The sequence below is a fragment of the Streptomyces sp. NBC_00986 genome (assembly GCF_045162565.1).
Taxonomy (GTDB): domain Bacteria; phylum Actinomycetota; class Actinomycetes; order Streptomycetales; family Streptomycetaceae; genus Streptomyces.
On the sequence record NZ_CP108733.1, the window covers coordinates 4,130,369 to 4,147,132 of the forward strand.

At 69.9% G+C, this 16,764-nt stretch carries 16 protein-coding genes; 4 read left to right on the plus strand and 12 right to left on the minus strand.

The genetic code is table 11. The annotated features are described in order from the left end of the window. Positions 1-9: 9 nt before the first annotated feature. The gene (locus OG504_RS17715; RefSeq protein WP_405990694.1) at positions 10-927 is read right to left on the minus strand and encodes a MerR family transcriptional regulator; all 918 of its coding nucleotides are present in this window, start codon (positions 925-927) and stop codon (positions 10-12) included. A 58-nt stretch (positions 928-985) separates the two neighbouring features. Here OG504_RS17715 and OG504_RS17720 point away from each other — a divergent pair, with 58 nt between their 5' ends. Continuing rightward, positions 986-1,621, plus strand: coding sequence for a GNAT family N-acetyltransferase (locus tag OG504_RS17720; RefSeq protein WP_405990695.1), 636 nt, complete (start codon positions 986-988; stop codon positions 1,619-1,621). Between the two features lie 13 nt (positions 1,622-1,634). Here the strand turns inward: OG504_RS17720 and OG504_RS17725 are convergent, their stop codons facing one another. From OG504_RS17725 to OG504_RS17755, 7 genes are all read right to left on the minus strand, one after another. Next, positions 1,635-2,234: an ADP-ribosyltransferase gene (locus OG504_RS17725; RefSeq protein ID WP_318018927.1), complete on the minus strand. Its 600-nt coding sequence runs from the start codon at positions 2,232-2,234 to the stop codon at positions 1,635-1,637. A gap of 98 nt (positions 2,235-2,332) precedes the next feature. Beyond that, positions 2,333-3,511, minus strand: coding sequence for a hypothetical protein (locus OG504_RS17730; RefSeq protein WP_405990696.1), 1,179 nt, complete (start codon positions 3,509-3,511; stop codon positions 2,333-2,335). Continuing rightward, positions 3,511-4,302, minus strand: a complete 792-nt coding sequence (locus tag OG504_RS17735; RefSeq protein WP_405990697.1) for a polysaccharide deacetylase family protein — start codon at positions 4,300-4,302, stop codon at positions 3,511-3,513. The genes OG504_RS17730 and OG504_RS17735 overlap by 1 nt, the downstream gene beginning before the upstream one ends. A gap of 205 nt (positions 4,303-4,507) precedes the next feature. Beyond that, the gene (locus OG504_RS17740) at positions 4,508-5,011 is read right to left on the minus strand and encodes an anti-sigma regulatory factor (protein WP_033282803.1); all 504 of its coding nucleotides are present in this window, start codon (positions 5,009-5,011) and stop codon (positions 4,508-4,510) included. A 309-nt stretch (positions 5,012-5,320) separates the two neighbouring features. Further along, entirely contained in the window at positions 5,321-6,088 is a 768-nt protein-coding gene (locus OG504_RS17745) for an enoyl-CoA hydratase/isomerase family protein (protein WP_405990698.1), read from the minus strand. Positions 6,089-6,168: 80 nt separating this feature from the next. After that, positions 6,169-7,416, minus strand: coding sequence for an Ig-like domain-containing protein (locus OG504_RS17750; RefSeq protein ID WP_405990699.1), 1,248 nt, complete (start codon positions 7,414-7,416; stop codon positions 6,169-6,171). Between the two features lie 166 nt (positions 7,417-7,582). Beyond that, positions 7,583-8,815 carry an Ig-like domain-containing protein gene (locus tag OG504_RS17755; RefSeq protein ID WP_405990700.1) on the minus strand — a complete coding sequence of 411 codons (1,233 nt, stop codon included), beginning with the start codon at positions 8,813-8,815 and terminating at the stop codon, positions 7,583-7,585. A gap of 152 nt (positions 8,816-8,967) precedes the next feature. On the opposite strand from OG504_RS17755, the gene glgX reads away from it, so the two are divergent. The 3 genes from glgX to OG504_RS17770 all read left to right on the plus strand — a co-directional run bounded on the left by glgX (position 8,968) and on the right by OG504_RS17770 (position 13,086). Further along, positions 8,968-11,259 carry a glycogen debranching protein GlgX gene (gene glgX, locus OG504_RS17760; protein ID WP_405990701.1) on the plus strand — a complete coding sequence of 764 codons (2,292 nt, stop codon included), beginning with the start codon at positions 8,968-8,970 and terminating at the stop codon, positions 11,257-11,259. A 135-nt stretch (positions 11,260-11,394) separates the two neighbouring features. Beyond that, positions 11,395-12,345, plus strand: coding sequence for a hypothetical protein (locus tag OG504_RS17765; RefSeq protein ID WP_405990702.1), 951 nt, complete (start codon positions 11,395-11,397; stop codon positions 12,343-12,345). A 9-nt stretch (positions 12,346-12,354) separates the two neighbouring features. Beyond that, on the plus strand, positions 12,355-13,086 hold the full coding sequence (locus OG504_RS17770; protein WP_405990703.1) for a hypothetical protein: 732 nt from the start codon (positions 12,355-12,357) through the stop codon (positions 13,084-13,086). Between the two features lie 9 nt (positions 13,087-13,095). On the opposite strand, the gene OG504_RS17775 is transcribed toward OG504_RS17770, so the two are convergent. The 4 genes from OG504_RS17775 to OG504_RS17790 are packed head-to-tail and all read right to left on the minus strand — an operon-like array spanning position 13,096 to position 16,679. Then, positions 13,096-13,749: a response regulator gene (locus OG504_RS17775; protein WP_405990704.1), complete on the minus strand. Its 654-nt coding sequence runs from the start codon at positions 13,747-13,749 to the stop codon at positions 13,096-13,098. Further along, complete coding sequence (locus OG504_RS17780; protein ID WP_405990705.1) at positions 13,742-15,010, minus strand: sensor histidine kinase; 1,269 nt, start codon at positions 15,008-15,010, stop codon at positions 13,742-13,744. Before OG504_RS17780 ends, OG504_RS17775 begins: the two co-directional genes overlap by 8 nt. Before the next feature lie 26 nt (positions 15,011-15,036). Beyond that, positions 15,037-15,771, minus strand: a complete 735-nt coding sequence (locus OG504_RS17785; protein WP_405990706.1) for an ABC transporter permease — start codon at positions 15,769-15,771, stop codon at positions 15,037-15,039. Then, a complete protein-coding gene (locus OG504_RS17790; RefSeq protein ID WP_405990707.1) occupies positions 15,768-16,679 on the minus strand; it encodes an ABC transporter ATP-binding protein in 912 nt (303 codons plus the stop codon). Before OG504_RS17790 ends, OG504_RS17785 begins: the two co-directional genes overlap by 4 nt. Between the last annotated feature and the right edge of the window lie 85 nt (positions 16,680-16,764).

The window sequence follows — 16,764 nt, forward strand, 5'->3', positions numbered from 1 at the left end:
GAGGCCAGACTAACCGGCCGCGCGCGCCCGCAGCGCGGCGACCACCCACGCGAACTCCGGCCGGTGCGCCGCCGCGGGCCCGCCGCCCTTCACCGTGGCCAGCAACTCCCGGTACCGCGCGAGCCGTTCGTTGGACGCCGACTCCATCCGTTCGAGTACGACGGCCGGGTCGCCGCCGTCGCCCAGCACCTGCCGCAGGATCGCGTCGGCCTCGGGCGATCCGGGGTCGATCCCCCGCTCCCTGGCCTCCGCGCCCAGCTGCACCAGCCGCATGGGAAACCAGGTGGACCGGCCGCGTACGGCGGCACGCTCCTGGTCCGAGGCGTTGAACTCGACGGCCTTGCGCATCTGCGCCCGGAACTCCGGGTCCTGCACCATCTCCGCCAACTCCACCCAGGCGTCGACCTGTTCGGGGGTCGGGTCGTCCGGCAGGTCCACCGCGATGGAGCGCATCCGCTCCTTGATGCACGGATCAACAGCATCGAGGTCGTGGAACAGTTCCTCCACGAACTCCTCCATGATCCGCCTGCGTTCGGCCGCCGACAGCCGTGCCAGCTTGTTCATGAGCGTCATCTCCTCCGCGGTCGAACCGCGTCTCGCGACGGTCGACAGCACCGCCCGGGTCACCCGCAGCGAACGGATCTGCGCGTCCAACGCCACCACATGCGCGGCCGCCACCTCCGCGACGGTCGTCTCACCGGCCAGCACCTTGCGCACGTCGTCCAGGCCGAGGCCCAACTCGCGCAGGGTGCGGATCAGTTCGAGGCGGGCGGCGGACTCGGCGTCGTAGAGCCGGTAGCCACCTGCGGAGCGGGTCACGGGGGTGAGGACGCCCTCGTCGGACCAGTAGCGGATGGTGCGCACGGTCAGTCCGGTGGATCTGGCCAGTTCCCCGATGGTGAGGAGTCCGGTGCCGTCGTCGATCATGTCTGTGAGTGTGGGCCTTCCAGTGGGTGGAGACTCAAGCGGCGCAAGGAGCTTGGTGATGGAGACTCTTCGGGACATTCTCGATGCGGTGGCGCAGGGTGTCGTCCTGCCGCCGGACGGTCGCGTGACCGTCGTACCCCAGATGTCCGACCGGGACGCGGGAGTCCTCGCCTTCACCGCGCACGCGGTCGTCTTCATCGACGAGGACCCGCAGTGGGTCCACGACACCCTCGCAGCCGTCCCGTGCGACGCCCTCGCGGCGCCGATGAACCCGTATTTCCTGATGGCCCTGCTCGACCGGACGGGCCGCAGGGCGGAGACGATCGACGCGATGCTCGTGGGCACCCCGCTGGCGGGCGAACCCCCGCTCCCCCTCACGGAGATCACCGACGGCGACCACCCGCGCATCGTGTACGCCCGCGGCCGCCGCGACGACGTGCGCGCGTGGACGACGGAGGGCGGCGTGGTGGTGCTGGGCCGCGGGGTCGCCGGCCGCCTTGAGGTATCCGTCGAGATCGACGAGGGCGTACGGCACCGGGGCCTGGGCCGCGCCCTCGTGGCCGCCGCCCGCCACCTCACCACCGAACCCCTGTGGGCGCAGGTCGCCCCTGGGAACGCCCGCAGCATGCGGGCGTTCCTGGCGGCGGGCTACCGCCCGGTGGGCTCGGAGGCGGTGCTGCTCAGCGCGCGGTAGAGCCCGCTGGACGTCAGTGCCACGGGCGGTAGTTCGGGTTGCTCTCGCAGTCGCTCATGATCTCGACCTTGGTCTTCTTGTCGACCGGGCAGACGCCGATGATGTACTGCCGCTGGATCCCGCCGGGGAAGGCGACCTCGACCTGGTCGGCCCACTTGTGGGTGTCGCCGATGGTCTTGTTGACGTCCACACCGCCCGGGGCGTCGATGTAGTAGTTGTAGCCCGACTTGTACCAGGTCTTGTACAGGTCGTGGTCGTACGTCGTCGAGACGTACGGCGAGGGCTGGTTGACCAGGACGTACTTCTCGACGTCGTACTGGCCGTTGACGACGTCCTTGGGGGCGAAGCCCTGGTCGAAGACGATCGCGGGGCCGCGGCTGTCGCTGCGGTAGAGAGTGCCGCAGCTGGTGCGCCAGACCGGGTCCGGGGTGATGCGGCTGATGTCCACGCGCTGGTCGACGGCGGCCATCGCGGGGTCGGCGACGACGGGACAGGCGGGCGCGGCGGCGCGGGCCGGGGTGTGGGCGGGGACGGTGGCGGCGGTGGTGGCGAAGACGGCCGCGAGGGACAGGGCGGCGGCAACGGCTCGTCGCCGCAGGTGAATCGTGATCATGCGGGGCACGATCCCGGTTCTGCGGCGACGAGTCGCGGATCATCACCCGTATGGGGGCGTGTCCAACTGACCGCATTTCAATCGGTCTTCGGCCGGCCTCAGCGGAAGATGCCCGTGTGGCCCAGCGAGTAGCGGCCCGGCTGGGGGTACACGGCGAGGCCGTGCGGTCCGCCGCCGACCTTGATGCGGGCGAGCTGCGTGCCGGTGCGGGTGTCGATGGCGTAGACCTCGGAGTTGTAGCGGCCGGAGAGCCACAGGACCTTGCCGTCGGCCGAGACGCCGCCCATGTCGGGGCTGCCGCCGCCCGGGAGGTGCCACTTCTTCGTCAGCTTGTTCTTGGTGAAGTCGAAGATGGAGATGGTGCCTTCGCCACGGTTGGAAATGTACATCTCGCGCGAGTCCCGGCTGATGTACAGGCCGTGGCAGCCCTTGCCGGTGGGCAGGAAGTCCGGCTTGGCGAAGGTGTCGCCGTCGAGGACCCACATGCCGTTGGCCATCATGTCGGCGATGTAGAACTTCTTGCCGTCGGGCGAGATCTTGACGTCCTGCGGCATCGAACCGTGGAACGGCAACTTCTGCTGCCCGATGACCTTCATCTTCTCGGTGTCGACCTTGAGCAGCTCACCGCTGAACTCGCAGGAGACGATGAAGTACCGCCCGTCCGGGGAGAAGTCGGCGTGGTTGACGCCGTAGCAGCCGACGTGGACGGCCTTCACCGTCTTCATCGTGTGCGCGTCGCGGAACACCAGCTGCCGGTCCAGCGAGGCCATCACGATCGCGTACTTGCCGTTGGGCGTGAAGTACAGGTTGTACGGGTCGTGCACGTCAACGGGCTTGCCGGCCTTGCCCGTTCGGGGGTCGATCGGGGTGAGGGTGTTGCCCCGGTCGTTGTTGACCCACAGCGTCTTCAAGTCCCAGGAGGGGACGACGTGTTGGGGCTGGACGCCGACCGGGATGGTCTCGATGACCTTGTACGTCCTCGGGTCGATCACCGAGACCGTGTTGGAGTTGGTGTTGGGGACGTAGACCCGGGACGGGAAGTCCCGTACGACCGGGGAGAGTTGGTTGGGGCGGTCGGCCGCGTACACGTCCGCCGGGTCGAGCACCGGCGGCATTCCGGGCAGCGCCCGCGCGACCTGCGCCTTCTTCTGCTGCTGCGGCTGGAGCGCGGCCTTGGTGCCGAGGGCCTCGTCGGCGTGGTCCTGCGAGCCGCAGCCGGCGAGGGCGGCGAGGGCGATCCCGGCGACGAGGGCGCGGGTGAGGGGGATGTGTCGCATCAGCTCAGCAGCTCCGTGGTCGTCACCGCGCGCAGTCCGCGGCGGTGGAGTTCTTCCAGTACGGCGGGGAGCGCGGCGACCGTGTCGGCGTACCCGAAGTGCATGCTGACGACCGACCCGCCCCGGACCTCGGCGAGCACCTTGCGGGTGACGGCGGGGGCGCCGGGCGCGGTGAAGTCGAGGGAGTCGACGTCGTACGACAACACGTGCGGGTAACCCGCGCGGTGCGCCAGGCGCTGGACGAGCGGGGACGCGGCCGGGGCGCGCGAGGGCCTGAACCAGGTGCCGATGGAGCCGGTGAGCCGCTTGAGGCGGTCGGCGCAGCCGGTGATCTCGGCCAGCGCGTCGGCCTCGGACAGGGTGTTGACGGCGATGTGCCGCTGGGTGTGGTTGCCCAGGTCGTGGCCGCCGTCGAGGATGCGGCGGGCCATCTCGGGGTGGGTGTCGAGCCAGGTCCCGACGGCGAGGACGGTGACGTGGGCGCCGTGTTTCTCGGCCTCGGCGAGGAGAGCGGTGGCGATCTCGGGGTCGCCCTGGCCGTGGAAGGTGAGCGCGATATTGGGGCGGTCGCGGGGTCCATGGGTGATCTGCGCGGGCTGGTGGGGGAAGGCGCGGGGGGCGGGTGCGGTGAGCGGCGTCGCCTTGGCGGCGGGGGCCGGTCCGCTGGCGGGGGCGGCGGGAGGTGCGGCGGAGCCGGTCGTGGCACATCCGGCGGCGAGAGCGCCCCCGGCGACAAGCCCGGCACCCGCACGCAACGCCGTACGGCGGTCGGTCGTGGTCACCCGCCCCATTTAAGGGGCGCCGAGTAAGAAACCGGGGCATTAACCCGAATGGGGGACAAGCACGGGTCGCACCAAGAACGAGGGCCTACGGCAGGGGTTACAGCTGCCAACTCCGGCCCAGGGCACCCCCTAAGGGGCGCGGGGAACTGCGCGACCAGCCACAGCGGACCCGCAGACAACCAACAACCTGCCCCGGCATCCACAACAGTCCCGCTCAACGATCAGAGACACGCATCTCGAACCAGGTGGTCTTGCCACGCGGCAGCAAATCCACGCCCCACCGATCGGAAAGCTTGTCGACGAGGAACAGCCCTCGCCCACTCAGATCCATCTCCTGAACCGGCATCAGACAAGGCAACCCACGCGAGGGATCACGAACCTCGACCCGGATCCACCCCCGCCGCCGCTTCATCCGCAGCCCGAACACCCGCGCCCCGGTGTGCCGTACGGCGTTCCCGACAAGCTCCGAGACAAGTAAGACCGCGTCCTCCGTCAGCTTCGGGCTGAGCCCCCAGTGCCGCAGAACGACGATCTGGGTGAGCCGGCGGGCCGTCGCCGCGGACTCGGGACGGGACGGCAGCGGAACTTCCGCCTCCGTGGGATTGCCGAACAACTCGATAGCCTTGAGCGCCCGCTCGTCCTCGACCGCAGGCGACCAGCGCGCCGCGGTCGCACGGCCTTGTCCCCGCGGCTGTCCGATACCTTCCAGCCCCGCCATGCGTCCATCATGGCCGCCCCGAACGGGCTCCGGGGCTGTTCCGGAGGAATACGCCCCCCGCAAGCCCCCGTTCCGCGACATCCGATTGGCATGTGCCAGCGTCATTTCAGGGCTTGCGACAGCCCCTCCGACCTGCGGTGAAGGCTCTGTTGGAGGCAATCGACAGGCTCCCTCGACAAGGCAGGCTTAAGGTCACGTTAAGGTTCCCATAAACCGCCCCGCCGAGGGACCTGTATGAGACATCACGTCAATTGCAAGTGGTTGAGCGGTATTTGACGGTCCGGTTCACTGGACCTTTGATGATCCGGTTCACTGGAACTTCGCCTTGCCGGGGCCCTCTTCGACGAAGCTCCGCATCCCCCGCTCACGGTCTTCCGTGGCGAACAGGCCCGCGAACCACGTGCGTTCGACCGCCAGCCCCGTCTCGATGTCCGTCTCCAACCCGGTGTCGATCGCTTCCTTCGCCGCACGCAACGCGATCGCCGGACCCTGCGCCAACTTCGCCGCCCACGCGTGCGCCTCGGTGAACACCTCGGCGGCCGGGGCGAGTCGGTCCACCAGACCCAGCGCCAAAGCCTCATCGGCCTTGACCATACGGCCGGTGAAGATCAGGTCCTTCGCCTTCGAGGGACCGATCAGCCGAGCCAGCCGCTGCGTGCCACCCGCCCCCGGAATCAGCCCCAGCAGAATCTCCGGCTGCCCCAACTTCGCGTTGTCAGCGGCAATACGGAAGTCCGCGCACAACGCCAACTCACAACCCCCGCCCAGCGCATAGCCGGTGATCGCCGCGACCACCGGCTTCGGAATACGGGCCACCGCCGTGAACGACTCCTGCAACGCCCGCGACCGTACGACCATCGCCGCATGGTCCATCCGCTGCATCTCCTTGATGTCCGCACCCGCCGCGAACACCTTCTCCCCGCCGTAGACCACCACGGCCCGCACATCGTCGCGACGCGAGGCCTCCTCGGCGAGTTCCCTGAGGCGGTCCTGGATGGCGACGTCCAGCGCGTTCATCGGCGGGCGGTCGAGGCGGATCGTGCCTACGCCCTCGGCGACTTCGAGATTCACGGTCATGGGGGCAGGTTAACCGCCGCTAACGACAACGGGCCCGGTGCTGTGTGTCACAGCACCGGGCCCGTACGTCAACTAACCGCTTACGCCTTCCACTTCGCCCACGACATGTTCCAGCCGTTGAGCCCGTTGTCCGGCGCGACCATCTCGTCGTTGGAGTGCTTGACGACGACCACGTCACCGATCATCGAGTGGTTGAAGAACCAGGCGGCCGGAACACTGCTGCTGTAGCCGCCCTTGACGTCCTGGAGGCCGACGCAGCCGTGGCTGGCGTTGTAGTTGCCGAAGGCGCCGCCGCCCCAGTAGTTGCCGTGGATGAAAGTGCCGGAGCTGGTCAGGCGGATGGCGTGCGGGACGTCCTTGATGTCGTACTCGCCGCCGTAGCCGACCGTTTCACCGTTCATCCGGGTCACTTCGAGCTTCTCGCTCATGACCATCTGGCCGTTCCACGTGTCGTAGCCGGGCTTGCCGGTGGTGACCGGGATGGTCCTGATCGTCTTCCCGTCCTGGGTGACCTTCATGGTGTGCTTCTTGGCGTCGACCACGGAGACCTGGTTGCGGCCGATGGTGAAGGAGACCGTCTTGGCCTGCTTGCCGTAGACGCCCGGGCGGCCTTCGACGCCGTCGAGGTTGAGCTTGACGGTGACCTTGGTGCCGGACTTCCAGTAGTTCTCGGGACGGAAGTCGAGGCGGTCGTTGCCGAACCAGTGGCCCTCGACGTCGACGGGCGGCACGGTCGTGATGGTGATGGCCTTCTTCACGTCCTCGGGGTGTGTGATGCCCCGGGTGAAGTTGACCGAGAACGGCATCCCGACGCCGACCGTGGAGCCGTCCTCCGGGGTGAAGTCGCCGATGAACGTGTTCTTCGGGGTCAGCGTGGTGAAGCTGGAGTCCTCGGCGGCGACCCGGCCGTCGGAGTCCTTGGCGATCGCGTGCACGGTGTACTTGGTGGACGCGGCGAGATGCGTGGCCGGCGTCCAGCTGGCGCCGCCGCCGGTGATCGCGCCGGAGACCTTGGTGCCGTCGGCGTCCTTGACCTCGACCTCGGTCAACTTGCCCTTCGCGGCGCTGATCTTGAGGGCGCCGCTGGTGTCGACGGACTTCGAGCCGTTCTTCGGGGCGATGGTGACGACGGCCTGCGACTGCTTGGTCTCGGCCGTGTCCGACCCCTTGGCCTTGCTGTCGCCCGAGCCGGACCCGGAGTTGGAGCCACCGCCGCCTCCGCACGCGGTGACGGCGAGCAGCAGCACGCCGAGGATCAGCGCCAGCAGCCCCTTGTTTCTCCGGCCGCGCGCGTCAACCGACGCCCCCGATATCGGTCGCACGTTCAAGACTTTCTCCCCTCGCCGGGCCCGGTCCGGCCCGCACCCCTTCGCGCATCTGACGTGCACGTCCGCGCATATTAACCGCCAGGTTTTGAGCTTCATGTCAGGCGAATGTCACCGTTCGGTCGCAACTTCAACTGCCGCCTGACACAGGGACCCGGCGCTTCTCGGGTCACCTCAGCGCACTGCCCGCCTTCCACTCCTTCCAATCCAGGTTCCACCCGCCGAGCCCGTTGTCCGGAGCGACCTGTTTGTCGTTGCTGTGCACGACCTCGACGACGTCCCCGATGATGCTGCGGTCGAAGAACCACCCGGCCGGGGTGTCCGAGCTGCCGCCCTTGACGTCCCTCAGCCCCACGCACCCGTGGCTGACGTTGACGTGCCCAGGAGCGGACGGTGCCCAGTAGTTGCCGTGCAGGAAGGTGCCGGAGTCGGTGAGCTTCATGGCGTGCGGGACATCGGGGATGTCGTACTCGCCGCCGAAGCCGACCGTGCGGCTGTTCATGCGGGTCACCTCCAGCATCTCCATGACCACCATTTTCCCGTTGTACGTGGTCTTCCCGGGGGCGCCGGCGGTGATGGGCACGGTGGCCAGCAGGTCGCCGTCGCGCCGCACCTCCATCGTGTGTTCGGCGGCGTCGACGAGGGAGACCTGGCTGCGGCCGACGGTGAAGGAGAACGTCTTGTACTGGAGGCCGTAGACGCCCTTCGCGCCTTCCACGTCCCGCAGGCGCAGCGAGACGGTGACCTGGGTGCCGGGTTTCCAGTAGGCCTCGGGGCGGAGGTCGAGGCGGGTCCTGCCGAACCAGTGCGGGCGGATCTCGACGGCCGGTTTCGCGGTGACGTGGATCGCGCGCTCGACGGCGGCCCGGTTCTCGATGTCCCGGTTGAAGCCGAGGGAGACGATCATCCCGGTGCCGACGGTGGCACGGTTCTCCGGGGTGACGTAGGCGATGAACCGTTCGTCGGGGACGTAGGTCGTGAACGTGGTGTGCCGGGCGGAGCGGCGGCCCTGGCCGTCGAGGGCGACCGCGTCGACGGTGTACTCGGCGGCCAGCGCGAGCTTTCCGTCCTCGGGTTCCCAGCGCAGTCCGTCGTCGGAGATGCGGCCGGGGACCGGACTGTCCTGGGCGTCCTGCGACTTCACGACCTGCACGGACTCCAGCCGCCCGCTGGGCACCCGGACCACGAGCCGCCGGCCGGGTTTGACGCCTTTGCTGGCGTCTTCGGGCGAGATCCGGATCACATCCTCGGGCGACGGCGCCTTGCCGAAGATCTCGCCGATACCGCCCCCGCCCGAGCCGTCCGAAGTACAGCCGGTGGCTCCGGCCAGCAGTCCTGCCCATGTCAGTACGGCGGCCAGTGCGACCCCCGCGCGCCGCGCGCGCCCTTGTGCATGCCTCACGGGGTGCCCAACGAGCGGGCACGCCTCAGGGAAACGTGAGTGCGACCCAAGCTCTGGGCAGAACAGTGGGGAGAACGACATGACAGGCTCACGCGGCCGGGACGCCGTGCGCCCTTCACCTCGTCGTTCCATGAGCCGCAGGAGGCCGGACGGTGTCGAGCGCAGCCGAGCAGGAGGCCGTACAGGAGGAGGGCGTCGACGACGGCGTGCCGATGGAGCACGCAGTGGAGGCCATACCAGCGCCACGCGCCGCACCCGTCCTGAACGGCGCCCCGCACACGGGGCCGCCGATGCCCGTGTGGCCGGGGACGCCGATGCCGTTGGGGGCCCGGTACCGGGTCGGACCGGACGGGGTGGCGGGCACCAACTTCGCGCTGTGGGCGGGGGGTGCGGAGGCGGTCGAGCTGTGTCTCTTCGACGAGGACGGGGTGGAGACCCGGGCCCCGCTGACCGAGTTGACGCACGAGATCTGGCACGGCTTCCTGCCGGGTGTACTGCCCGGGCAGCGCTACGGCTTCCGGGTGCACGGCCGCTGGGACCCGTGGACCGGCGCCCGCTGGAACCCGGCGAAGCTGCTCCTCGACCCCTACGCCCGCGCGGTGGACGGCGAGTTCGGGCTGCCGCCCGAGGTGTACGCGCACGTCCGTGACTGGCCCCAGCAGCAGGTCGCGGACACCGTGCGCGACGACCGCGACTCCGCGCCCCACGTCCCGAAGGGCGTCGTCGTCCACGACGACACCACCGACGACGAGTGGATGGACGACCGCCGCCCGAAGACACCGTGGGCGGACTCGGTCATCTACGAACTCCACGTCGGCGGCTTCACCAAGCTGCACCCCGGCATACCCGAGGAACTCCGGGGCACCTACGCCGGGTTGGCGCACCCGGCGGCGATCGAGCACCTGGTGAAGCTGGGCGTGACGGCCGTGGAGCTGCTCCCTGTGCACCAGTTCGCGCACGAGGACCATCTGCTGCGCAGGGGCCTGAAGAACTACTGGGGTTACAACTCGATCGGCTACTTCGCCCCGCACGCGGGCTACGCGGCGACCGGCACCGCGGGCCAGCAGGTCGGCGAGTTCAAGCGGATGGTGCGGGCGCTGCACGAGGCCGGGATCGAGGTCATCCTCGACGTGGTCTACAACCACACCGCGGAAGCGGGTGAGTTGGGCCCGATGCTGTCGTTGAAGGGCATCGACAACCGCGGCTACTACCGCCTGCAGAGCGACGCCCGCCGCTACACGGACTACACCGGCTGCGGCAACACCCTGCACGTCGTCCAGCCGCACGTGCTCCGGCTCATCACCGACTCCCTGCGCTACTGGGTCACCGAGATGGGCGTCGACGGCTTCCGCTTCGACCTCGCGGCGGCGCTGGCCCGCTCGATGCACGACGTCGACATGCTCTCCCCGTTCCTCGCGGTCATCGCTCAAGACCCGGTCCTACGACGGGTGAAGCTCATCGCCGAGCCGTGGGACGTCGGCTCGGGCGGCTACCAGGTGGGCGCGTTCCCGCCGCTGTGGACGGAGTGGAACGACCGCTATCGCAACGCCGTCCGGGACTTCTGGCGCGGCGCGCTGCCGGACGTACGGGATCTCGGGTACCGCCTGTCGGGGTCGAGCGACCTGTACGCGTGGGGAGGCCGGCGCCCGTACGCCTCGGTCAACTTCATCACGGCGCACGACGGTTACACCCTGCGGGACCTGGTGTCGTACGAGCGCAAACACAACGAGGCCAACGGCGAGGGCAACCGGGACGGGACCGACGACAACCGGTCCTGGAACTGCGGGGTCGAGGGCGAGACGGACGACGAGCGCGTAAAGGCGCTGCGGCGACGGCAGTTGAGGAACCTCCTCACCACGCTGCTGCTCTCCACGGGGGTGCCGATGCTGGTCGCGGGTGACGAGCTGGGGCGGACGCAGCGGGGCAGCAACAACGCCTACTGCCAGGACAACGAGATCAGTTGGGTGGACTGGGGTCTGCAAGAGGACCCCGGCTGGCGGGCGTTGACCGATCTCACCGCCCGGCTGATCGACCTGCGCCACCGCCATCCGGTGCTGCGCCGCCGGGCGTTCTTCTCCGGGCGGGCCCGTTCGGCGGACGGCATAAGGGACTTGGCCTGGTTCACCGCGCGCGGCACGGAGATGACGGAACGGGACTGGTACGCGCCCGCCGCCACCCTCGGCATGTACCTCTCGGGCCGGGACATCCCCGGCCGCGACGAACGCGGCGCCCCGATCGTCGACGACAGCTTCCTCGCCGTCCTGCACGCGGGGCACCGGCCGGTGAGCTTCGTACTGCCGGGGCCGCCGTGGGCGGAGCGGTACGAGGTGGTCGTCGACACGTCACGGGAGGAGCAGGGGGAGGCGCCGGGGGTGGTGCACCGTGCGGGGGCGGCGATCACGGTGCCGGCCAGGGCCGTGCTGCTGCTGTGGGTGGTGGACTGAGGGCGGGGGTGAATTCCGCGGCACCGTGTTGACGGTCGAACGTTTCCTCCTCACTCTCGCGAGTGAGCCGCCGTGTCGGACGCCTCGGCGCCGGGCACGGCTCGGGCAACGAGACGCGCAACGGGTGGAGGGTCGATGGCGACCGTCGAGAACAGGACCAATGGCGAACCCGCTTTTCACGGGGTGTCCGAGGGGGACAGCATCGCTGTCTTCGGACAGGGCGGTTCCGTGGGTGTCCGCGGCGACGGCGGCACCTGGCACGGAGTCGCCGGCATCAGTTCCAGCACGACCGGCGGCGCCGGGGTCCACGGCAGCAGTACCAGCGGCGGCCCCGGTGTGATCGGGGAGAGCACCGGCTGGATGGGGGTCTACGGCAGAACCGACAGCACCACCGGCGGCGCCGGAGTGATGGGCGAGGGCGTCGCGGGCGGCCCCGGGGTGATCGGCAAGAGCCAGCACTGGCACGGGGTTTACGGGGAGACCAGTTCCCCGGCCGCGACGGGCGCCGCCGCCGTCTGGGGCGAGAACAAGGCCGACGGCTCGGGAGTCGTCGGGCAGAGCGTGAACGGCGCCGGCGTGTTCGGCACGAGCCGCAACGGCCCCGCTGGCGTCTTCCAGGGGAAGCTGGTGGTCAACGGCGACATCGAGGTCACCGGCGACATCCGACTCACCGGCGGTGACCTCGCCGAACTCTTCGAGACCCGGGCCGAGGCCGGGACCTGCGAGCCGGGCACGCTGATGAGCCTCGACGAGGACGGCCGGATCGCTCCGAGCGACCGCGCCTACGACAGGCGGGTCGTCGGTGTCGTCGCCGGGGCGGGCAGCTACCGGCCGGGGCTGATCCTCGACTCCGGGCGCCCGGACGACGAGGCCCGGCCCATCGCCATGGTGGGCAAGGCGTACTGCCGGGTCGACGCCTCCTTCGGGGCGATCGAGGTGGGCGACCTCCTCACCTCGTCCCCCACCCCCGGACACGCGATGAAGGCCACCGACGCGACCCGGACGCACGGCTCCGTGGTCGGCAAGGCGCTGGCCCCGATGACGGACGGTGCCGGGCTGCTGCCCGTCGTCGTCACGCTCCAGTAGGGGGCGATCATGTCGCGCAAACCGCCCGCGAACATCGTCGGCACCATCACGGACGAGGGTGCCCTGCACCTGGAGTGGGACCTGGACCGGTTCTTCCCCGACCCCGAGGAACCCGACGCGGTGTGGGTGGAGCTCCCGCACGGCATCGCCACCGAGATCATGGACGGGTCGGTCCGCTCGGCCGACCTGCCCCAGGCCGTGCTCCAGCCGTACACGGGGACCCTGTTGACGGGGGACGTGGTGTTCAAGTGGAACGGACCGCCGGACGACGTGCAGGCCGGTGCCTTCCAGATCGTGGTCCCCGGCGGCGGCTCGCCCGGGAATCCCGAACCGGTGCCCCGCGTGCCCGTGCTGGGCCTGGTCGACCGGCAGCCGAAGACCCTCGGGCACGAGAACCTGATCACGATCTCCTGGGCGTCGTACTCCTACACCGGGGGCACTATCTTCTGGGGCCCGGACGATCAGCCACGGCTCTATTCCCATGGCATCGACGCGTCCGGCGCACGCTACTCGGGCACGTTCACGACGGACCACCCGCTGCGTCCGCGCACGCCGTACCGGTTCCTCGTGCAGGTGACCAACGCCTTCGAGCACCGGACGGTCGAGGCCCAGATCACGATCGAGAGCGCCGCGAACATCAGGTCGGTGCGCCAGTTCCTGGCCGCGAACGGCATCCGCACCCCGACCGGGTTGCGCGGGCCGCTGGCCGGGGTGCGCAGTCTGCGCGCGGCGATGGGCTGAGGGCCCGCTCTACCCGGGGCGGCCCAGGATGCCCCGGTCGTACGCCACCGCGACGGCCGCCGCCCGGTCCTTCACGCCCAACTTGCCGTACAGGTGGGTGAGATGGGTCTTCACGGTCGCCTCGCTGATGAAGAGTTCGCGGGCGATCTCGCGGTTGGAGGTGCCCTTGGCGACCAGGGCGAGGACCTCGCGTTCGCGGGCGGAGAGCGGTTCGTTGCCCGGCGACTGGGGGCTGCGGACCGCGGAGACCAGGCGGGAGGCGACGGCGGGTGAGAGGACCGTGCGGCCTTCCGCCGCCGCGCGGACGGCGCCGAAGAGTTCGTCGCGCGGGGCGTCCTTCAGCAGATAACCCGTCGCGCCCGCCTCGATCGCGGGGAGCGTGTCGGAGTCGGTGTCGTACGTCGTCAGGACGAGCACCTTCGCGCGGGCGGTCCGGCGGGTCAGTTCGCGGATGGCGTCGACGCCCGCGCCGCCCGGCATCCGCAGGTCCATCAGGATCACGTCGGGGTCGAGGTCGGCGGCCCGCTCCACGGCCTCCACCCCGTTGGACGCCTCGCCCAGGACGCGGAATCCGGGCGCGGACTCGAACATGCCGCGCAGACCGTCCCGTACGACGGGATGGTCGTCGACGATCAACAGGGAGATCAGCAACTCGTCACTCATGGCGGACCAACGGTACGCGAGCCGACAGGGCCGTGCCGTGCCCCGGCTCGGACTCGATGGTGAGGGAGCCCGCGATGCGTTCGGCGCGGGCGCGCATGCCGTCGAGGCCGAAGCCGCCGGTGCGGGTGCGTTCGGGGAGGGCGAGCGGGTCGAAGCCTTGGCCGTCGTCGCGGATGTCGAGGATGACCTCGTCGCCCAGGAAGCTGAGGGTCACGCCGACGCGGGTGGCGCGGGCGTGCCGGGCCGCGTTCGACAACGCCTCCTGGGCGATGCGCAGCAGGGTCGCCGAGATCTCGTCGTGGAGCTGCTCGGTGATGCCGGTGACGGTGAACTCGGCGCGGACGGCGGTGCGTTCGCCCCACTCCGCGACCGTGTTCTTCAGGGCCTCGGGCAGTCCGTCGTTCTCCAGGGCGATGGGTGCGAGGTTCTGCACGGAGCGGCGGGCCTCGCCGAGGCTGTGCCGGGCGAGGGTGGAGGCGCGTTCGAGGTGGGTACGGGCGGTGGTCAAGTCGGGTGCGTTCGCCACGACTTGGAGCTGCGCGATGATGCCGGTCAGACCCTGGGCGATCGTGTCGTGGATCTCGGCGGCGAGGCGTCGGCGTTCGTCGGCGACCCCGGCTTCCCTTGCCTGGACGAGGAGTTGGGCGTGCAGGGCGGCGTTCTCGTCTAGGGCCTGCTGGAGGGCGATGTTGGCGCGTTCGAGTTCGGTGATGGTCTCGTTGCGCTCGCGGGAGCGCAGTGACTCCTGCTCGGTGAGATGCGCGATCGCCATCTGCAGGCCGGAGTTGGCGGCCACGAGCGCCGCGAAGAGCACCCATTGGAGCCCGCTCCCGAACGGCATCCCGCCGGCCTGCGCTCCGGCCACGGTGACCGCGCTCGCGAACAGCCCGACCCGCTGCGCCACCGTGCCCGGGATCAGTTCGTCGGCGTCCATGAAGCCGGAGGCCGCGTAGAACGCGAAGAACGGGTCGATCCAGGTGAGGGCGAAGGCGATGGCCCAGCGGACGACGTAGTACACGGTCCCCGCCCGCGACGGAATCCGGCCGCGGCCGGGGCGGCGGGAGCGGGTGCCGTGCCACCACAGCTGGAGGACGAGCCCGGCGCCGGCCAGGGACCAGCCGGCCCACCACTGGGCGGAGGAGTAGTCGAACAGACCGGAGGAGGCGAACGCGAGGACGACACTGATACCGAGCAGCCCGTACGGTCCCCAGGTGTGCAGCTGCTCCCAGCGCCGGTCGATCTGCCTGTCCCTGGTGGTCATCTCCCCAGTCTGCACGGCGGTCTCCCCTACTCCCAGCGGAACCAGCGCGAGGCGCCGGCGGTCAGCAGCACGGTCCAGGCGACCAGCACGCCCAGGTGCGTCCAGCCCGGCCAGTTCCCGGCCGCCGCCCGGTTCAGGGCCTCGGCGGCGGCACCGAACGGGGTGTAGCCGACGATGCGGGCCATGACGTCCGGCATGGAGTTCACCGGGATCCACACGCCCGCGCAGAACATCATCGGGAAGAACACGGCCGACCCGATCGCACCGGCGATCTTCGTCGTCCGGGACAGCGACGAGACCACCGCGCCCAGCGCGAGCGCGGCCAGGATCGCGAGGAGCAGGGCGAGGAGATAGCCGGCGGGCTGCTTCGGCAGGCGTACGTCGAAGGCCAGGCGGCCGACGATCAGCGCGCACAGGGCGGAGGCCAGGGCGGCCAGGCCGTAGACGACCATCTGGGCGGAGAGCAGGGCGGTCGGGCGGACCGGGGTGGCGGACATACGGCGGAGGATGCCGCGTTCGCGGTAGCCGGTGAGGTTCTGCGGCATCGACTGGAGCGCGCCGACGATCATGCCGAGCAGGACGGCGACCGGGACGTACACGTCGATCGTGCGCAGACCGCCGAGGTCGGCCTCGTGGTGGCGGAAGCCCGGGATGGAACCCAGGATCACCAGCAGCAGGGTCGGGAAGAGCAAAATCCAGAAGAGGGCGCCCGGTTCGCGGCGGAAGAGCTTCAACTCGGTGCGCAGGACTGCGGTGTTCATGCGGTGACCTCCGTCAGGTCCAGGAACGCGTCGTCCAACGTGGCGTCGGAGACCCGGAGTTGGTGGGCGGTGATGTGGTTGCGGGCGAGCAGCGTGATGACCGCGTTGACGGTCTCGTCGGAGCCGGAGAGCGTGATCCGGCCGTCCTTGCGGGCCACGGAGGTGAGCGCGGGGAGCCCGTTCAGATCACCGTCGTCCACCGCCGCGGAGGGCGTGAAACTGATGACGGTGGAGCCCGCCGAACGCCGGATCAGCCCCTCCGGGGTGTCCAGGGCGGCCACCCGCCCCTTGTCGATCACGGCGATCCGGTCGCACAGCCGCTGCGCCTCCTCCATGAAGTGCGTGACCAGCAGGACGGTGACCCCGCTCGCCCGCACGTCCTCGATCAGCTGCCAGGTGTCACGGCGGGCACGCGGGTCGAGGCCGGTGGTCAGCTCGTCGAGGACGACGACACGGGGGTTGCCGATCAGCGCGAGCGCGATGAACAGACGCTGCTTCTGCCCGCCGGACAGTTTCGCGAACCGGGTGGCCAACTTGGCGGTCAGGCCCAGGCGTTCGGCCAGCGGCTGCCAGTCGGCGGGATGCGGATAGAAGGACGCGTACAGCTCCAGCGCCTCGCGGACGGTGAGCTTGGCCTGGAGCTCGCTCTCCTGCAACTGGGCGCCGAGGACCCGGGCGACCTCTTCGTGGTCGGCGACGGGGTCGAGTCCGGTGACGCGGACCCGGCCCGCGTCGGGAACCCGCAGGCCCTCGACGCACTCGACGGTGGTGGTCTTGCCGGCGCCGTTCGGGCCGAGGATCCCGAAGATCTCGCCCTCCTCGACGGCGAAGGAGACCCCGTCCACGACGGCCCGGCCGCCGTAGGACTTCCGTAGTGCGGTGACTTCGATGACTGGTGTGGCTGGCATGTACCGAGGGTCCCGCCGGCGCCGGGTCCGCCACATCGCCCATCGCGCTCGAAGGGACATCAACCGATCGGTTGATGCGCGACTA